Raw genomic sequence first — 14551 nt, 5'->3', positions numbered from 1 at the left:
GCGAACAGCCGGGCACGCAAACACGCACGCGAAGTGAGCCTGTGGGTTAGACGAAGTGCTTAGGGTTTGAGGCGCGATTCAGTCGCGTACGCGGCTGCCGCAGCGCCGATGGACAGGGGCGCGGTGTAGTTGTTTTGCGCGCCGTAGTCATTGATGCTGGAAAACGACAACTGCACCGGACCGCTGGCGGGCGTCGCGCTGAGCGGGAACTGTTTCGCCTCGCCGGGCGCAATCATGGTGGAGTCGCTGGCCAGTTGCGCCTGCACTTTGATGTCGGCCATCGACACGTGGTACAGCGTCGGGTTCTTCACCAGCAGCAGGGTTTGCGTGCCCTGTTTGGCCAGGCGCCACTCCAGCTGCGCCGGGGCTTGCAACGCATTGCCGGGCAAGCCGGCAGGGCGGTAGAAGATCTTGATGCGTTGGCGGATGGCCAACTGCAACGTGTTCTCGGCCTCACTAGCCTTGGGGATTTCCTGCACATTGAGCCACACCACCGACTCGCGGTCGGTCGGCATGCCGGCGCCTTGATAGAGGATGCGCAGCAGTTGCTGCTCCTTGGCAAACACCCGTGCCAGGGGCGGGGTGACGGCAAACGGTGCACGGCTGCCACTGGCGTCGTTCATGTCGACCCAGGACTGAATCAACACGTCCTGGTTGCCGTTGCGCACGGTGATATTGGCTTCCTTGTGGCTGCCATCGAACACGATACGCGTGGCGTTGAGTGAAATGCTGGCGGTGGCCTGGGTAGCCATAAGCATGCCCAGCAGCACCAGGCTCGCGGTGATAATACGAGGCTGCATGAGGGTGTCCGGTGTCATCAAAAATAAATGGCGAGGCCGCAGGGCCTCGCGCGTTCGGTGCTCAGGCGCGCCGAGTTACTCGTATTGCAGGATGAACGGCAGGGTCGCGTCACCGCGACCGGCGGTGGAGGCACCGGCGGCACCGGTGGTGACGTAGGCGGCTGCGAAGCTCATGGTGGCGTCGCCGCCTTCAGTGCCCTGACCGTGCATGGTGCTTTCAATGCGTGCGGTGCTCGGCGAGCTGAGGTCGATCAGGCTGCCTTTGCTGTCGAGCAGGGCGATGCCGACGTTTTGCGCGGTGGCCGAACCCGGGTTCAGGGCCAGGACTTTCTTGCCGGTGACCAGGCCCGAACCGCCGTTGTTGGCGTCAAAGATCATCGCGACTTTGGTGCCCTGGTTGCAGTTGACGTTCAGGTTGAAGTCTTTGGCGGTCACGCGACCTGCGGTTGGGTTTTCGGCGGTGCCCATGTCCTTGATCGAGACGTTGCCCATGTCCACGGAGATGGTGCGGTCGGAGTTGGCGCCGTCCACCGAGCACGCGTCATTGTTGATCACGCCAGTGAAGGTAATTTTGCCGCTGCCGCCCAGGGTCGGCGTCGGTGCCGTTTCATCGGCAAATGCGCTGCCGGAGGCCGCAACCAGGGCCGAGGCGATAACAGCCAGGGAAAACTTCTTCATGATGATGTCCGTTAGTGTGAGTTGGAAAGTGCGGTTGTTGAACTGCGGGGCAAGAATAAAAAGTCCAAGGTTTGGACGACATAAGACGATTCTTATAAACCCTGGAGCAGGCGGGAGAGCTTCGGTCTAGAGCGGTCAGGGGCGGGGGCGGGGCGAAGCCATTGCCTTGAATGGCTTGCTGGAGGGGCAGGTCAGTTGAAGATATTACGCGCCAGGCAATAAGCGAGCAGGTCCTGGTCGCTGCTCACTTCAAGTTTGCGCATGGCCGATATCTTTTGCGCACTGATGGTCTTGGAACTTCGATTCTGGCTGCGCGCAATATCACTCACGCTCATGCCCGAGATAAACAAACGCAGGATCTCGAACTCCTTGGGCGACAGGCTGGTGAAGCGCTCGTCGAAGTCCGTGAGGGTCTCGATCACTGATGTCTTCGGCGGTTCCAGGCTGCGATAGGCGCTCTTCTGGGCAATCGCCTTGAGCGCCAGTTGGATCTCGGTGTGCAACTGGCTTTTCTGGATGATGCCGACCACGCCCAACTCCTGCAGGCGGGTGAGAATCAGCTGGTTGGAAATCATCGTCAGGATCAGGATCTGCACCTGCGGGAAATGCCGCTTGAGGTACTCCACCAGTTTCAGGCCATCGCCGTAGGGCGAGTCGCCCGGCATGTTGTAGTCGGTGATCACAATGTCGACGCCCTGGCGCTGCAACAGCGCGATCAGCCCGGCTGAACACACGGCCTCGCCGACCACTTGGAAGCGGGTGTCGCGTTCCACCAGCTCGCGAACGCCCAGCAATACGATCGGGTGATCGTCCGCGATTACCACGTTGAATTTTTTCATAAAGGGCCGTCCGTAGTGCCAGTTCAGGTGAGTGAAGGGTGCCCGGGCCGAAGCGTGTCCAGGACGGCCGACAGGCGCTGCATCACCGCCTTCACCTTGAGCGCAAGGGCAGTGTCGAGGCTGCCGCGGTTAAGTTGGTCTTCCAGTTCGATACAGGCCTGGGCCAGGTCGAGGGCCTGCACGGCGCCCAATGCGCCGGCGGCCGAATGCAGCAGTTGGCCGAGGGCACGCGCATCGCGGCGTTCGAGCGCCGTGCCGATGCGTTGCAGGTCCTGCTCTACGCTGCTGATGAACAACGGGCGCATGGTCTCCGACAACTGCACGCTGTCGTCGCAGGGCACGAGGTCGGGCTCGACCGGCGGCTTGACCTTGCACAGTCTGATCAACTGGCCGCGCAGGGTCTGCAGGCTCAACGGCTTGACGATCCAGGCGTTCATGCCCACCGCCAGGCAGCGCACGCCTTCCTCGCGCATCGCGTTGGCGGTCACGCCGATAATCGGCAACTGCGGATCATGCTCGCGCAGGGCGCGGGCGAGTTCATAGCCATTCATCAACGGCATATTCACGTCGGTGAGCACCAGGTCGAAGGCCTGCGGCAGCCACAGCTGCAACGCCTGCTCGCCGTTGGCCGCCAGGGTCACCGAGCAACCGAGCGCCTCCAGCTGTTCCTTGATGATCGCCTGGTTGACCGGGTTGTCCTCGGCCACCAGGATGCGCAGCCCCAGTTGCCCGGCACTGTGTGGCCGGGCCGCTGGCGGTTGCTCGTGCTTGCCGTGCTGCGCCAGCGACACGGTGGCAGCGATGGCGCGCACGTCGTGCAGGTCGACGACCCAGCCCTGCTCGGTGTGCAGTGGCGGGCTGTGAGCGCCTGGCAGGCAGCGCACGCGTTGGCCGGCCCAGGGTTGGGCGGGGTCGCCGGGCAGCAGGTCGACCAGCACTGCATGGCGGCTGTCCTGCTCCTGGGTGGTCGCCGCCAGCGCCGCCGCGATGCCCAGGCGATTGAGCCAGTCACTCATCGACTGCGCCAGTTCGCGCACCGGCGCCTGCACATACACCGGCGTCGGGCTGGGCTCGATCAACGGCAACTGGGTCAGCGCACCGCCACACAGTGGCAGGCGCAATTTCAGGGTAAAGCTGCTGCCCAGGCCCGGCTCGCTGACTACGCGGATCTCACCGTCCATCATCTGCGCCAGCCACCGGCAAATCGGCAGCCCCAGCCCGGCCCCGCCTTCGCTGGCGGTGTCCGGTGCCTGGTAGAACAGATCGAACAGCTTGGCCTGCTGGGCCTCGGGGATACCGACGCCGGAGTCGGTGACCTGCCATTCCAGGTCGACGTTGCCGGCGTCGCGCGCCGTGACCCTGGCGCGAATCACCACGCGCCCGATGTCGGTGAACTTGATGGCGTTGCTCACCAGGTTGTTGAGAATCTGGCGAATACGCATCGGGTCGCCCATCACGCAATCGGGCAATTGCGCATCGATGCAACTGTAGAGCTGCAAGCCCTTGCGCTGGGCGGACGCGGCGTAGGTGTGCAGGGTGTCTTCGAGCATGTCCAGCGGGCAGAAATCCACGGCCTCTATCGCCATTTGCCCGGACTCGATTTTCGACACGTCCAGCACATCGCTGATCAGCTGGAACAGCGTGCCGGACGAGCGCTGGATGGTGTGCAGGTAGGTTTGCTGGTGCGGGTCGAGGTCGGTCAGCCCGAGCAGTTCGAGGGTGCCGAGCACGCCATACAGCGGCGTGCGGATTTCATGGCTCATGGTCGCCAGGAATAATGTCTTGGCCTCGTTGGCGGCATCGGCGGCGCGGCGTGCATCTTCGAGTGCCTGGGCGTCGTCGATGTGGCGGGTGATGTCGTTGAAGGCGTAGAGGCGCACGTCTTCGGCCTGATAACGGGTCGACACAAAGCCGATCTGCAGGTGCCGGCCTTCGATTTCCAGGTGCGTCTCGCCGCTCTCGGCGCTGTCATGCGTGCCGGCCATGGCGGCCACCAGGCGCGCGGTGCCGGGCCATTGCTGGGCGCGCTGGTTCTCGATGAGGACCTTGCTGTCGCTGCGCCGCACCACGCACAAGCCGGTGGGCGCGGTGTCGATGATCACCCGGCTGAAGGCCACGCTTTCGGCAATGCGCTCGTGGGCCAGGCGCGCCGGGTTGATCACCTGGCGCCGGTACCAGCGGCTGCCGCCCCAGCCCAGGGTCACCAGGCCGACGAAGAACAGCGCCAGGCTGCTCAGCGGCCACAGCGCGGAGTGGAAGAAGTGCGAGTAGTTCAGGCCATAGACCGCGCTCCACGGCTGGTCGCCTGGCTGGGTCATCTTGAATTCAAAGCCATCGGCATTGAAGTGCACGCCATCGCTGAGCTGCCCGACGTCCGGTCCTGCCAGCCGGGTGCCGTCGGGCGCGATCAGGGTCAAGCGATCAAAGGCCGAGCGGTCCAGCGCGCGCTGTACATCGTCGACCCGCGCGAGGTCGAGCAAGGTGCCGACCACCGCCTGTTCCTGGCCGTCCAGCGGCAGTCCGATATAGGCCAGCAAGTGCCCGGGCGCGGGGCCGGCCTGCCAATACACGCGGTTCTGCTCGAGCGGCTGCGGGGTGTTTTCCAGGGTTTGCTGCACGGCGTTGACCAGCGCCACGAGGTTGCCGGTTTCCTCAGTGTTCTCTCGACGCTGGTAGCCCACCGACGGCACCGTGATGGTGTAGTGGGTGTGGCGATTGAATAGAAAGGTTTGCGGCGCCTCGTACGGCGAAGAAGACCAGAACGCGCTGTAGTAGCTGGTCAGGTGCGCGCCGAGGGCGAAAATCTGCGGCCGCGCGGCGGGGCCGACTTGCTGCTCATCGAACTTGACGCTGAACGGCACCGAAAACGAGTACTTCTGGCCTTCGTACAGCGTGCGGTGGTTGTCGACCATGCGGCTTTTCAGGCTCACCTGCACGTTGGTCGCACGCAGCAGTTCGGCCTGGATGCCGGGGTGCGTCAGGCTCCTGAGGTACGACTCCTGCTCCGTCAGGTTTTCCATCAGCCGCGCGAAATGAAAGCGCGTCGCGCCGTAGCGGGTTTCGACTCCGCGTTGCAACGACCAGTAGTTGGTCAGTATCAGCAACAACGCGATGCCAATCAGCACCATCAGGCCTTTGTTCAGGCGCAGGGAGCTGCGGGTGAAGGCTTCGAGTATCGCGTTGTTGTGCTTCATCAGGGGGTTCCGCAGGCGCAGGATAAATCGGCACTGGAGGGAGCTTACTCCTTATTAAAGAGCAAATAATCCAGGGCCGGCTGCTAGTGAGATGTCGCAGGGCCATCATTGTTCAGAAGTTGTTGAAATTGATCCGAAGACACCGCGTGGGAGATCAGGAAACCCTGCACCTGGTTGCAGTCGATCTTGCGCAGTAACGCCAGTTGTTGGGGCGTCTCCACGCCTTCGGCGACCACGGTCAGGCCGAGTTTGCGGCCCAGCGCAATGATGCTCGCCAAGGCCTGGGCGATGCCTTCGTTGTCATGGCTGCCCTGGACCAGCGCCTGGTCGATCTTGAGTTCGGTAAACGGCGTGGACACCAGGTTGAGGTAGGAGCTGTAGCCCTTGCCGAAGTCATCCTGGGACAGGCCGAAGCCTTTGATGCGCAAGCGGCAGGCGCCGGCGTAGAAGTTGCTGATGTCCTGTGGCACCGAGCATTCCATCAACTCGAAGCAGATCATCCCCGGGATACCGTCGTGGTGCAGCACGAATTCCAGCAAACGGTCGGCCAGGTCGTGGCTGTTGAGCAGGTGGGTGGGCAGGTTGATCGACACCGGGATTTCATAGCCGCGCTGACGCCACTGCTCCTGGGCGTAGATTGCCTGCTTGAGCACCAGCCACAACAGCCGTTCCTCCAGCTCGAAGGCCTTGATCGCCGGCAGGAACGCGGCGGGCAGCATCACGCCTTGCTCGGGGTGCATCCAACGCACCAAGGCCTCGGCGGCGACGATACGCCCGTTGGCGAGGGATTTTTTCGGTTGGAACCAGGCCTGGAACTGGCCCGCGCTCATGGCCTGGACCAGCGTGTGGCGGTCGATGTCCAGGTGCTCGGGCAGTTCGGGGGAGGGCGTGCGTACCCGGTTGCGCAACTGGTCCACCAGGCTGCGCAAGGCGTCGGCGGCGACCGGTTTGGAGATCAGCCCGATTACCTCCACATCGAGGTTTTTCGCCACCAGGCTGGCCGCCATCAACATGCGCCGCGACGCCGCGCTCATGATCGCCAGCGCCGGCTTGCAGCGCAGGCTGGCCAGGCACTGGATAAACTGCACGCCGTCCATGCCGGGCATCAGCAGGTCGGTGAGTACCAGGTCGAAATCGCGCTGGCGCAATCGCTCCAGCGCTTCTTTGCCGTCCTCGGCGGTTTCGAGCCTGAAATCCCCCAACTCACTGAGCAGGTGCTGCAGGTAGATGTGCTGCAGGGGGTGGTCCTCGACTATCAAAATACTAAGGGGCTTCATGGGTGTTCCGTGCATAAGGCGCCAGGGAGTTGAATAGAGCCCGCAACGCAAAGGGTTTGACCAGGCAATGGTTCATGCCGGCGGCCAGGCACAGGTCGGCCTCGCCGCGCATGGCGTTGGCGGTGGCCCCGATGATCGGCAACGGGCAGCCCTGGCGACGTAATTCGCGCGCCAGTTCATAACCGTTGATGTGGGGCATGTTCACGTCCGTCAACACCACATCGAAGTTGCCGGCGGTGTACAGCTGCAACGCTTCCTGGCCATCGGCCGCCAGCTCCACGGTGCAGCCGAGTTCTTCGAGTTGGTCGCGCAATATCAGCTGGTTGATGATGTTGTCCTCGGCCACCAGCAGATGCAGGTTGAGTTTGCTCAAGTCACGCTGGCGTATTTGCTCGTCGCTACGGGCCACCCACAGCCCTTGCGCCTGACTGACGGCCTGGTGAATCGCCGCCAGGTGATTGAGGTTGACGTGCCACGCGCCGGCGTCGCCTTCCACGGCGGTGCAGGCGTTGCTGCTCACGTGGATCACCGGGCCCGGCCACTCGGGCGCGAGCGACGGGTCGACGCTGCCCGGATGCACTTGCAGCAGCAGATGACTGTCCGCCAGCGTCGGCAGGCCGGTCTGCGCCCTGGCGCCCCAGCGCCGCAGCCAGCCGCTGATGGAGTGCGCCAGCTCGGGGATCGGCGCGACCACGTAGATGGTCTCGGCCAGCAGCGGGGTCATCGGCGGGGTGGGCGCTTCTTCCAGCGGCAGGATCAGGCTGAAACTGCTGCCCAGGCCCATTTCGCTGACCATGCGGATATTGCCGTTCATCAACTCCGTGAGGCGCTGGCAGATGGGCAGCCCCAGGCCCGTGCCGGCGACGACGTTGGTATTGCCTTCGCTCTGGTAGAACGGTTCGAAAATCATCGCCTGGTCTTCCTGGGCAATGCCTTTGCCGGTGTCCGACACCTGCCACAGCAGACTCGAGCGCTCGCCGTCGCGCCCCAGCACCTTGACCCGCAACACCACGCGCCCGTAGTCGGTGAACTTCACTGCGTTGTTGAGCAGGTTGTTGAGAATCTGGCGGATGCGCGTCACGTCACCGATCAGCCGTTCCGGCAACTTCGGGTCGAAGCAGGCATACAGTTGCAGGCCCTTGCCCTGCGCGGCTGCGGCGTAGCCCTGGATGATTTCGTGCACCAGCTCCAGCGGCGAAAACTCACTCAACTCCAGGGCCAGTTGGCCGGCCTCGATCTTCGACACATCGAGCACGTCGCAGATCAACTGCAGCAGGGTCGAGGACGACCCTTCGATGGCGTGCAGGTAGTCCTTCTGCTGGGCGTCCAGTTGCGTGCGCGCCAGCAGTTCGAGGGTGCCGAGCACGCCATACAGCGGCGTGCGGATTTCATGGCTCATGGTCGCCAGGAACAGGGTCTTGGCAGCGTTGGCGGCATCGGCTGACTGGCGGGCTTCCTCCAGCGCCGCCTCGACCTGCTTGCGCGCACTGATATCGCTGAATGCACAAAACAACACGTCTTCGCCGCGATAACGGGTGGGGGCGCTGCTCAGGTACAGGTGGCGGCCGTCGATGGTTTCAAAGTAATCGCAGTGTTCGTGGGCGTCATCGGCAAACGCCTGCTCGATCCAGCCTGCGCGCAATGCCTCACGCTCCGGGCCATGGCCCAGCCATTGCTGGGCCAGGGTGTTTTCCAGCACCACCTGGCCGTCGGTGCGGCGCAGCACGCAGAGGGCGACGGGCGCGGTCTGGATCACATCGCGGCCGAACGCCTCGCTTTCGATCAGCGCCTGGATACGGTGGATCGAGGGGATGATGAAACGCTGGTCGACACGGCGCATCACCAGCCAGATCAGCGTCACGCTGAGCAGGCAGAACAGCAGCGAACCGAGCAGCTGCTTCCACAGCCCGGAGACCACGGCGTGCAGGTCGATGGAGTACATCAGTTGCCAGTCCGAAGACTTCAGGTGCTTGCGAATCACCAGGTGATCGGGCAGCCAGCCGTTGCCGACAAAGCCGAAAAAACTCTCTTCCTGGGGCTTGAGGCGTTGCTGGCTCCACTGCGCATCGTCGCTGTTGGTGAACACCAGCATGCCCTGGGAATTGAGCATCATGAACTCGCCGGCGCTCTGTTCGCTGAGGGTCTGGGACACCTCGCGGCTTTCCATCTCCAGGCCCAGCCAGCCGGAGCGCGGGTCGCGCTCGTCCAGGCGGATGAAGAGATAGAGGTGCGAGTGGTGCTCGGTCTTGTCGCTGAGCCACAGCTCTTTGAGCGTCGACGGGTCGCTGCGTTGCAGGGCCTTGAGGCGATTGAGCAGGCACTTGGAAATCGGCAGCACTTGCGCGGTCGAGTCGTACAGGCGCGTCACCTGCGGCTCGGGGCCGGTGTTCACATAGAGCAGGTTGACCTGCTTGGCCTTGAGGTAGTCGCGCATCCGCGCGGTCAGCCAGATGCTCCACTGGTTGCCCGGCGTGTCACCCAGTTGCAGGTGTTGTTCTTCTTCGGAGGAGGGGTAGAGCCGCGCCTGCTTGCGCACTGCCGAGAGGCTGAGGCTTTCGAGCAAGGCCTCGCGGTTGGTGAAAAAAGTGTGGGCTTCGGCGATGGCGCTGCTCATGTAGCCGCGGCGCTGGGAGATGTCGTTGTTGAAGGTCGACAGCAGAAAGGTATACACCCCGCTGAAGATGCCGATAAGCAGCACGGTCGCAAAAATACGCAGCAGCCTTCTGGCTGCTTCGGGTCGGGAGAGGACGGGGTTGATCTGCAGCAGGTAACTTTTCAATCGCATTGGCGCACTGTAGAGACCCGCGTGCGCCAAGGGCATAAGACGATCCTTAAAATTCGCCTACTTGTAATACATATCTACCACCACGGCGGCGTCGAAGGCGCCGGGGAGCGGCAGGGTGCGCCATTTCAGGTCGGCGCGAAATTCATCGTGGCTCTGGCCCAGGCCCATCAGTTCCTGCAGGGTGAACCACGCGTTGAACGGCAGTTGCTGCTGGCTCTCGGCGCGCGACAACGAAATGCCCACCGAATTGTTGTTGTCCGGCACCAGCAAGCCGTTGCTCACGCTGCCGCCGCCCGCCGTGGTCGCGAAGCGCGCACTGACGGTGTAGGGCGTGTCGCAGCCCTTGCGCAGGTTCAGGCTGAAGTTGGCGCTGCTGGCGACTTCGCCGATCGAGGCTTTGCGCGACGGTGTCGGGAAGTTGACCACGCTGGGGGTGATGGTCAGCTCGGGCGTGCAGGGCACGAAGCGGATGCCGTTCATGCCGGTGACCACATAGTTGAAGTTGCTGTTGGGCCGCGAGTTGAGACCGCGTACGCCGTCCAGCTGGAACACCCGGTAAGAGGTCAGGGTACTGGCCTGGCCACTCGGTGGGGTAGGGTCGTATTTTTCGATGAACACGCTGAAGTTGAGGGTGAAGCGCGCCTTGTCCCAGCCCACGCAGTTGGCCAGGTTGCAGCCACGGTCGGAATAGAACCCGGTGCCGACTTTGCCGCTGCTTTGGGTAATCGGCTGGTTGTTGTAACGAATGCCCACGCGGATACCGGTGCCGATGCTCACGTTGGCCGGGTTGACGTAGAAATACACTTCCTCGCGGCCATGGTTGTAGTCGTCCTTGCAGATCACATTGGTCGAGCGCGGGCCGGATTCCCAGATGATGCTGCCGTTGGGGGCATCGGCAGCCACCGCCAGCGCGGTGCCCAGCGCCTCCTCGGTGATGATCGAGTTGGTGCCGTCCTCGCGGCAGGCCAGCGCATGGCTGGTGGCGGGCAACACGGCGCAGGCCCACAGCAGCAGGGGCAGGAAACGTTTGGTCGGTGACATAGGTGCAAGTACCCCGCGATCGGTCATTTGAGCAGCGCGCTACGGCGCGCCTGCAGGCCGATATCGTTGATTTCGGTAAAGTGGAGGGTGGTGCCGGCGGCCAGCGGGCTCGGCGTGTCCAGGTTTTTGCGCTCGTAGGGCTTGAGCAACAGGTAGTCGCTGAGCGCCTGGCTGTCGGTCTGCACGTCCACCAGCGACAGGTGAAATGCGCTGGGATTGCTGACCGTCACGCTGCCCCCGTCGTTGCGGCTCCAGACCAACTGCTGCACCGCCTCGCTCGATCCCCCCTTGAGCGCGGGCGGGCGATACAACAGCTTGAGCCGTTGGCGGATTGCAAACTGCACGCTGTTGGAGTCCTGCGGCTTGAGCGGAATTTCCATGACGTTGAGCCAGAGCAGCGACTCGCGATCGGTCGGCAATCCTTCGCCGGCATACAGGATGCGCAGCCGGTGGTGCTCGCCGGCGCCCAGTTGTACCAGCGGCTCGGTGGCGGCGAACGGCACGGTGCGCCCGCTTGCGTCGTCCTCGCCGGTGATCCAGGTCTGCACCACTACTTCACGCGGCGCCTGGTTGACCACGCCGAGGGTGGCTTCCCTGTCCTGGCCGAAATAGATCAGGCGCGTGCCCTCGATCTTCAACGCCGCATTGACGGGACGTGATGCGAGGGCCAGCAAGGCGCAGGCTAAAAACACCATTCTGAGTAGAAACATGAGCACGGGCGAATCCAGGGGAGCGTGAGGGACGCGGCCCATGGTAGGGGCAGGGCAGTGCGAGGGCTTTGAGGCGATTCTTAAAAGTGCGTGGGTGGAGCGGCTACCGTTTCAGAATCGCCTTAAAGTCAGGTTTGCTGGCTGACGGTTAACGTATTCAGCGTTGAATGATCGACGCGGATGCCCAACTGTCAGGTTTACCTATGTCCAATAAAGCGTTACGCCTTCTGATTGCCGATGCAGACCTGCTGCAACGGATCAAGATCGAGAAAATGCTCAACCAGCTGGGCTATTACCGCATCGCCCCGCTGAGCACGTTCGACGAGCTGCAGGCCTTGACGCGCTCGGGCACGGTGGCGTTCGACCTGTTGATCATCAACACGGCGCTGGTGTGCGCGCGGCCATTCAACCTGCTGAAGTACTGCCATGACAACCCGCTGATCCGCCACGCGCTGATCTATGACGGGCAATGCGTGCAGGGGTCGGTGGTGTCGGTGTCGGTGAGCCAGACGTTGCATTTGTCGCTGTCGCAGTCGCCGGACTTCAACTCGTTGCGCCGCTGCATGGAAATTATCGACCCGCAGCATTGCGCGCCAGCCGTCGAGCGGCCGATGTTGCGCGCCGTCGACGGTCGGCTGCTGTCGCCCACGATGACCCCGCGCGCTCACTATCCGCAGGATTCGGCGGTGGTGGCGTGCGCGGTCGGGCTGTCGCCCAAGCGCTGATCAACCCGCCAGGCTCAGGCGGATCGGCACCGATTTGGCCGCCGGCACCTTGCTGCGTTCGGCATGGTGCCAGAGCGGCACCAGCGGGTTGCATTCAGGGTAATACGCCGCGGCGCAGCCTTCGGGAATGTCATAGGCGACGATCTCCAGCGGCCCCACCTGGCGCTTGACCTGCGGCTCTATGGCGGTAGTCAGCATCACGCCCTGGCCATTCTCGAAGCCCAGCCGCGCGATATCGTTGCGGTGCATGAAAATCACCTCGCGCGTGCCGCTGATACCGCGAAAGCGATCCTCGTAGCCATAAATGGTGGTGTTGAATTGATCGTTGCTGCGCAGCGTCATCAACTGCAGCACATCGCGTGGCAGCACCTCGGGATTGACGTCGTCATCTTCGTTGAGGGTGCTGGGCAGCACGAATTGTGCCTTGCCGCTGTGGGTCAGCCACTCACGCCGGGCGACCGCGATGGGGCGGTGGAAACCACCCGGTTCGGCCATGCGGGTTTCCATGTCGTGGAAGATCTGCGGGTAGATTGCGCCAATGGCGGTGCGCACCTGCGAGTAGTCGGCGCTCCAGCCTTGCCAGTCAATCTTGCTACCGGCCGGCAAGGTCGCCAGGGCCAGGCCGGCGACGATGCTGGCCTCGGCTCGCACCTGCGGGCCGACCGGTTCCGCGCTGCCGCGCCAGCCGTGGATGCAACCGGTGCTGTCCTCGGTGGCCCAGGTCTGGGCGACGCCGTTCTGCCGGTCGATCTCGATGCGCCCCAGGCACGGCAGCAGCCATTGGTGGGCTGCAGGCAACAAGTGCGTGCGGTTGAGCTTGGTCGCGATCTGCACGTTGAGTTGCAGCGTTTGCCAGGCCGGCTCCATGCGCGAGGTGTCCGGGATCGCGCGCAGGAAGTTGCCGCCCAGCCCGATAAAACCGCGCACGCGCCCGGCGAGGATGCCTTCGCAGGCGTCCACGGTGCACAGGCCCATCTGCTCGGGCACCTTGAAGCCGAAGTGCTGTTCGATCAATTCGACCGGGACTTTCTTCGGGTCTTCGGTAATGCCGACGGTGCGCTGGCCTTGCACATTGGAGTGGCCACGCACCGGGCAAATCCCGGCGCCCGGCTTGCCGAAGTTGCCGCGCATCAGCAACAGGTTCACCAGCATCTGCACGTTCTGCACCCCGTGGCGATGCTGGGTGAGGCCCATGCCATAGATCATCATCACCCGCTCGCTGCGCGCATACACCTGCGCGGCCGCCTCCAGGGCGCTGCGGCTCAGGCCGGACTGACGCTCGACAGTCTGCCATTGGCAAGCCCGCACCAGCGCCGCGAAGGCCTCGAAACCCTGGGTGTGCTGGGCAATAAAGGTGTGATCGAGCACCGCCGCGCGCCCCTCGCGCTGCGCCTGGTCGTCCATCTCCAGCAGCACCTTGGCCAGGCCGAGCAGGGCGGCGCTATCGCCGCCAATCGCTACTTGGTGGTATTGCGTGCTGATCACGGTGGATTCCGGCGTGAGCATTTCTATCGGCGACTGCGGATTGACGAAGCGCTCCAGCCCGCGCTCACGCAGCGGGTTGAAGGTGATGATCGGCACGTCGCGTTTGCGCGCATCCTGCAGTTGATGAAGCATGCGCGGGGCGTTGCTGCCGACGTTCTGGCCAAAGAAAAATAGGCAGTCGGTGTGTTCGAAATCGTCCAGGGTCACGCTGCCGACCGGTATGCCGATGCTTTCCTGCAGCCCCACCGAGGTGCTCTCGTGGCACATGTTCGAACTGTCGGGCAGGTTGTTGGTGCCGTAGGCCCGGGCGAACAGTTGGTACATGAACGAGGTTTCCAGCGACGCGCGCCCGGAAGCGTAGAACACCACGCTGTCGGGTTGCATCGTCTGCAACTGCGCGCCGATCTCGCGGTATGCCTGCTCCCAGGTGGTCTCCTGGTAGCGGTCGGTGGCCGGATCGTAGCGCAGCGGGTGGGTCAGCCGCCCGTGTTGCTCCAAATCGTAATCCGACCATTGGCGCAGTTCGCTGAGGGTGTGCTCGGCGAAGAACGCCGGCGAGGTCTTCAGCGAGGTCAACTCCCAGGCCGTGGCCTTCGCGCCGTTCTCGCAAAACTCCAGGGCGTGCGGCTTGCCCGGCTTGGCCCAGGCACAGCTGACGCAGGCAAAGCCGTCCGGCTTGTTCTGTTTCATCAGCGCCCGCGGGCCCTTGGCGAAAGCCTGCTCGCGCCACAGGATTTTCATCACCGACTGCGCCGAGCCCCAGCCGCCGCTCGCATGGGTGTAGGGGTGAAAATGGGCTTTTGGATAGATCAGCATGGCGGCACCCGGGTGTCATCAGGAGGGATAAGGCTGTGACGAATGCGCGCTGCAAAAGGTTCGAGCTGATCTCCGGACGGTAGGCGACCACCGCTCGTCCGACGTCATGCCGATTTGTTGAACATCCATTTGATTGCCCCGGACCTATGAATCACCACGCCTGGATTTTTTTCCGGCGTGCCTGACTATTAAAAAAAGCCT

The 14551-nt window shown here is 63.3% G+C and carries 10 protein-coding genes; 1 reads left to right on the top strand and 9 read right to left on the bottom strand.

The window, feature by feature from the left end; translation table 11 throughout:
- Positions 1–59: 59 nt before the first annotated feature.
- The 8 genes from AC07SI_RS13870 to AC07SI_RS13835 form a co-directional block, all read right to left on the bottom strand.
- Positions 60–800 carry a fimbrial biogenesis chaperone gene (locus tag AC07SI_RS13870; protein ID WP_495005890.1) on the bottom strand — a complete coding sequence of 247 codons (741 nt, stop codon included), beginning with the start codon at positions 798–800 and terminating at the stop codon, positions 60–62.
- A 75-nt stretch (positions 801–875) separates the two neighbouring features.
- Complete coding sequence (locus AC07SI_RS13865) at positions 876–1478, bottom strand: fimbrial protein (RefSeq protein ID WP_065904210.1); 603 nt, start codon at positions 1476–1478, stop codon at positions 876–878.
- Between the two features lie 191 nt (positions 1479–1669).
- A complete protein-coding gene (locus tag AC07SI_RS13860; RefSeq protein ID WP_065904208.1) occupies positions 1670–2317 on the bottom strand; it encodes a response regulator in 648 nt (215 codons plus the stop codon).
- Between the two features lie 23 nt (positions 2318–2340).
- On the bottom strand, positions 2341–5511 hold the full coding sequence (locus AC07SI_RS13855) for a hybrid sensor histidine kinase/response regulator (RefSeq protein ID WP_495005889.1): 3171 nt from the start codon (positions 5509–5511) through the stop codon (positions 2341–2343).
- An 83-nt stretch (positions 5512–5594) separates the two neighbouring features.
- A complete protein-coding gene (gene pvrR, locus AC07SI_RS13850; protein WP_065904201.1) occupies positions 5595–6788 on the bottom strand; it encodes a response regulator cyclic di-GMP phosphodiesterase PvrR in 1194 nt (397 codons plus the stop codon).
- Positions 6775–9573 carry an ATP-binding protein gene (locus AC07SI_RS13845; RefSeq protein WP_495005952.1) on the bottom strand — a complete coding sequence of 933 codons (2799 nt, stop codon included), beginning with the start codon at positions 9571–9573 and terminating at the stop codon, positions 6775–6777. The genes pvrR and AC07SI_RS13845 overlap by 14 nt, the downstream gene beginning before the upstream one ends.
- Before the next feature lie 57 nt (positions 9574–9630).
- Complete coding sequence (locus AC07SI_RS13840; protein WP_106803271.1) at positions 9631–10614, bottom strand: fimbrial protein; 984 nt, start codon at positions 10612–10614, stop codon at positions 9631–9633.
- Positions 10615–10637: 23 nt separating this feature from the next.
- On the bottom strand, positions 10638–11324 hold the full coding sequence (locus AC07SI_RS13835) for a fimbrial biogenesis chaperone (RefSeq protein WP_495005888.1): 687 nt from the start codon (positions 11322–11324) through the stop codon (positions 10638–10640).
- A 203-nt stretch (positions 11325–11527) separates the two neighbouring features.
- Here AC07SI_RS13835 and AC07SI_RS13830 point away from each other — a divergent pair, with 203 nt between their 5' ends.
- Positions 11528–12049 (top strand): ANTAR domain-containing protein, encoded by a 522-nt coding sequence (locus tag AC07SI_RS13830; RefSeq protein WP_065904195.1) that lies wholly within the window; start codon positions 11528–11530, stop codon positions 12047–12049.
- On the opposite strand, the gene AC07SI_RS13825 is transcribed toward AC07SI_RS13830, so the two are convergent.
- The gene (locus AC07SI_RS13825) at positions 12050–14350 is read right to left on the bottom strand and encodes an FdhF/YdeP family oxidoreductase (RefSeq protein ID WP_495005887.1); all 2301 of its coding nucleotides are present in this window, start codon (positions 14348–14350) and stop codon (positions 12050–12052) included. It lies immediately after the preceding gene.
- Between the last annotated feature and the right edge of the window lie 201 nt (positions 14351–14551).

This window comes from Pseudomonas sp. GW821-FHT05D12 (genome assembly GCF_059419825.1).
This window is presented reverse-complemented; position numbering and strand designations above follow the sequence as displayed.

Excerpts from the sequence above, each read along its gene's own strand:
- AC07SI_RS13870 (WP_495005890.1), bottom strand. The coding sequence starts at position 800 with ATGCAGCCTCGTATTATCACCGCGAGCCTGGTGCTGCTGGGCATGCTT.
- AC07SI_RS13865 (WP_065904210.1), bottom strand. The coding sequence starts at position 1,478 with ATGAAGAAGTTTTCCCTGGCTGTTATCGCCTCGGCCCTGGTTGCGGCC.
- AC07SI_RS13860 (WP_065904208.1), bottom strand. The coding sequence starts at position 2,317 with ATGAAAAAATTCAACGTGGTAATCGCGGACGATCACCCGATCGTATTG.
- AC07SI_RS13855 (WP_495005889.1), bottom strand. The coding sequence starts at position 5,511 with ATGAAGCACAACAACGCGATACTCGAAGCCTTCACCCGCAGCTCCCTG.
- pvrR (WP_065904201.1), bottom strand. The coding sequence starts at position 6,788 with ATGAAGCCCCTTAGTATTTTGATAGTCGAGGACCACCCCCTGCAGCAC.
- AC07SI_RS13845 (WP_495005952.1), bottom strand. The coding sequence starts at position 9,573 with ATGCGATTGAAAAGTTACCTGCTGCAGATCAACCCCGTCCTCTCCCGA.
- AC07SI_RS13840 (WP_106803271.1), bottom strand. The coding sequence starts at position 10,614 with ATGTCACCGACCAAACGTTTCCTGCCCCTGCTGCTGTGGGCCTGCGCC.
- AC07SI_RS13835 (WP_495005888.1), bottom strand. The coding sequence starts at position 11,324 with ATGTTTCTACTCAGAATGGTGTTTTTAGCCTGCGCCTTGCTGGCCCTC.
- AC07SI_RS13830 (WP_065904195.1), top strand. The coding sequence starts at position 11,528 with ATGTCCAATAAAGCGTTACGCCTTCTGATTGCCGATGCAGACCTGCTG.
- AC07SI_RS13825 (WP_495005887.1), bottom strand. The coding sequence starts at position 14,350 with ATGCTGATCTATCCAAAAGCCCATTTTCACCCCTACACCCATGCGAGC.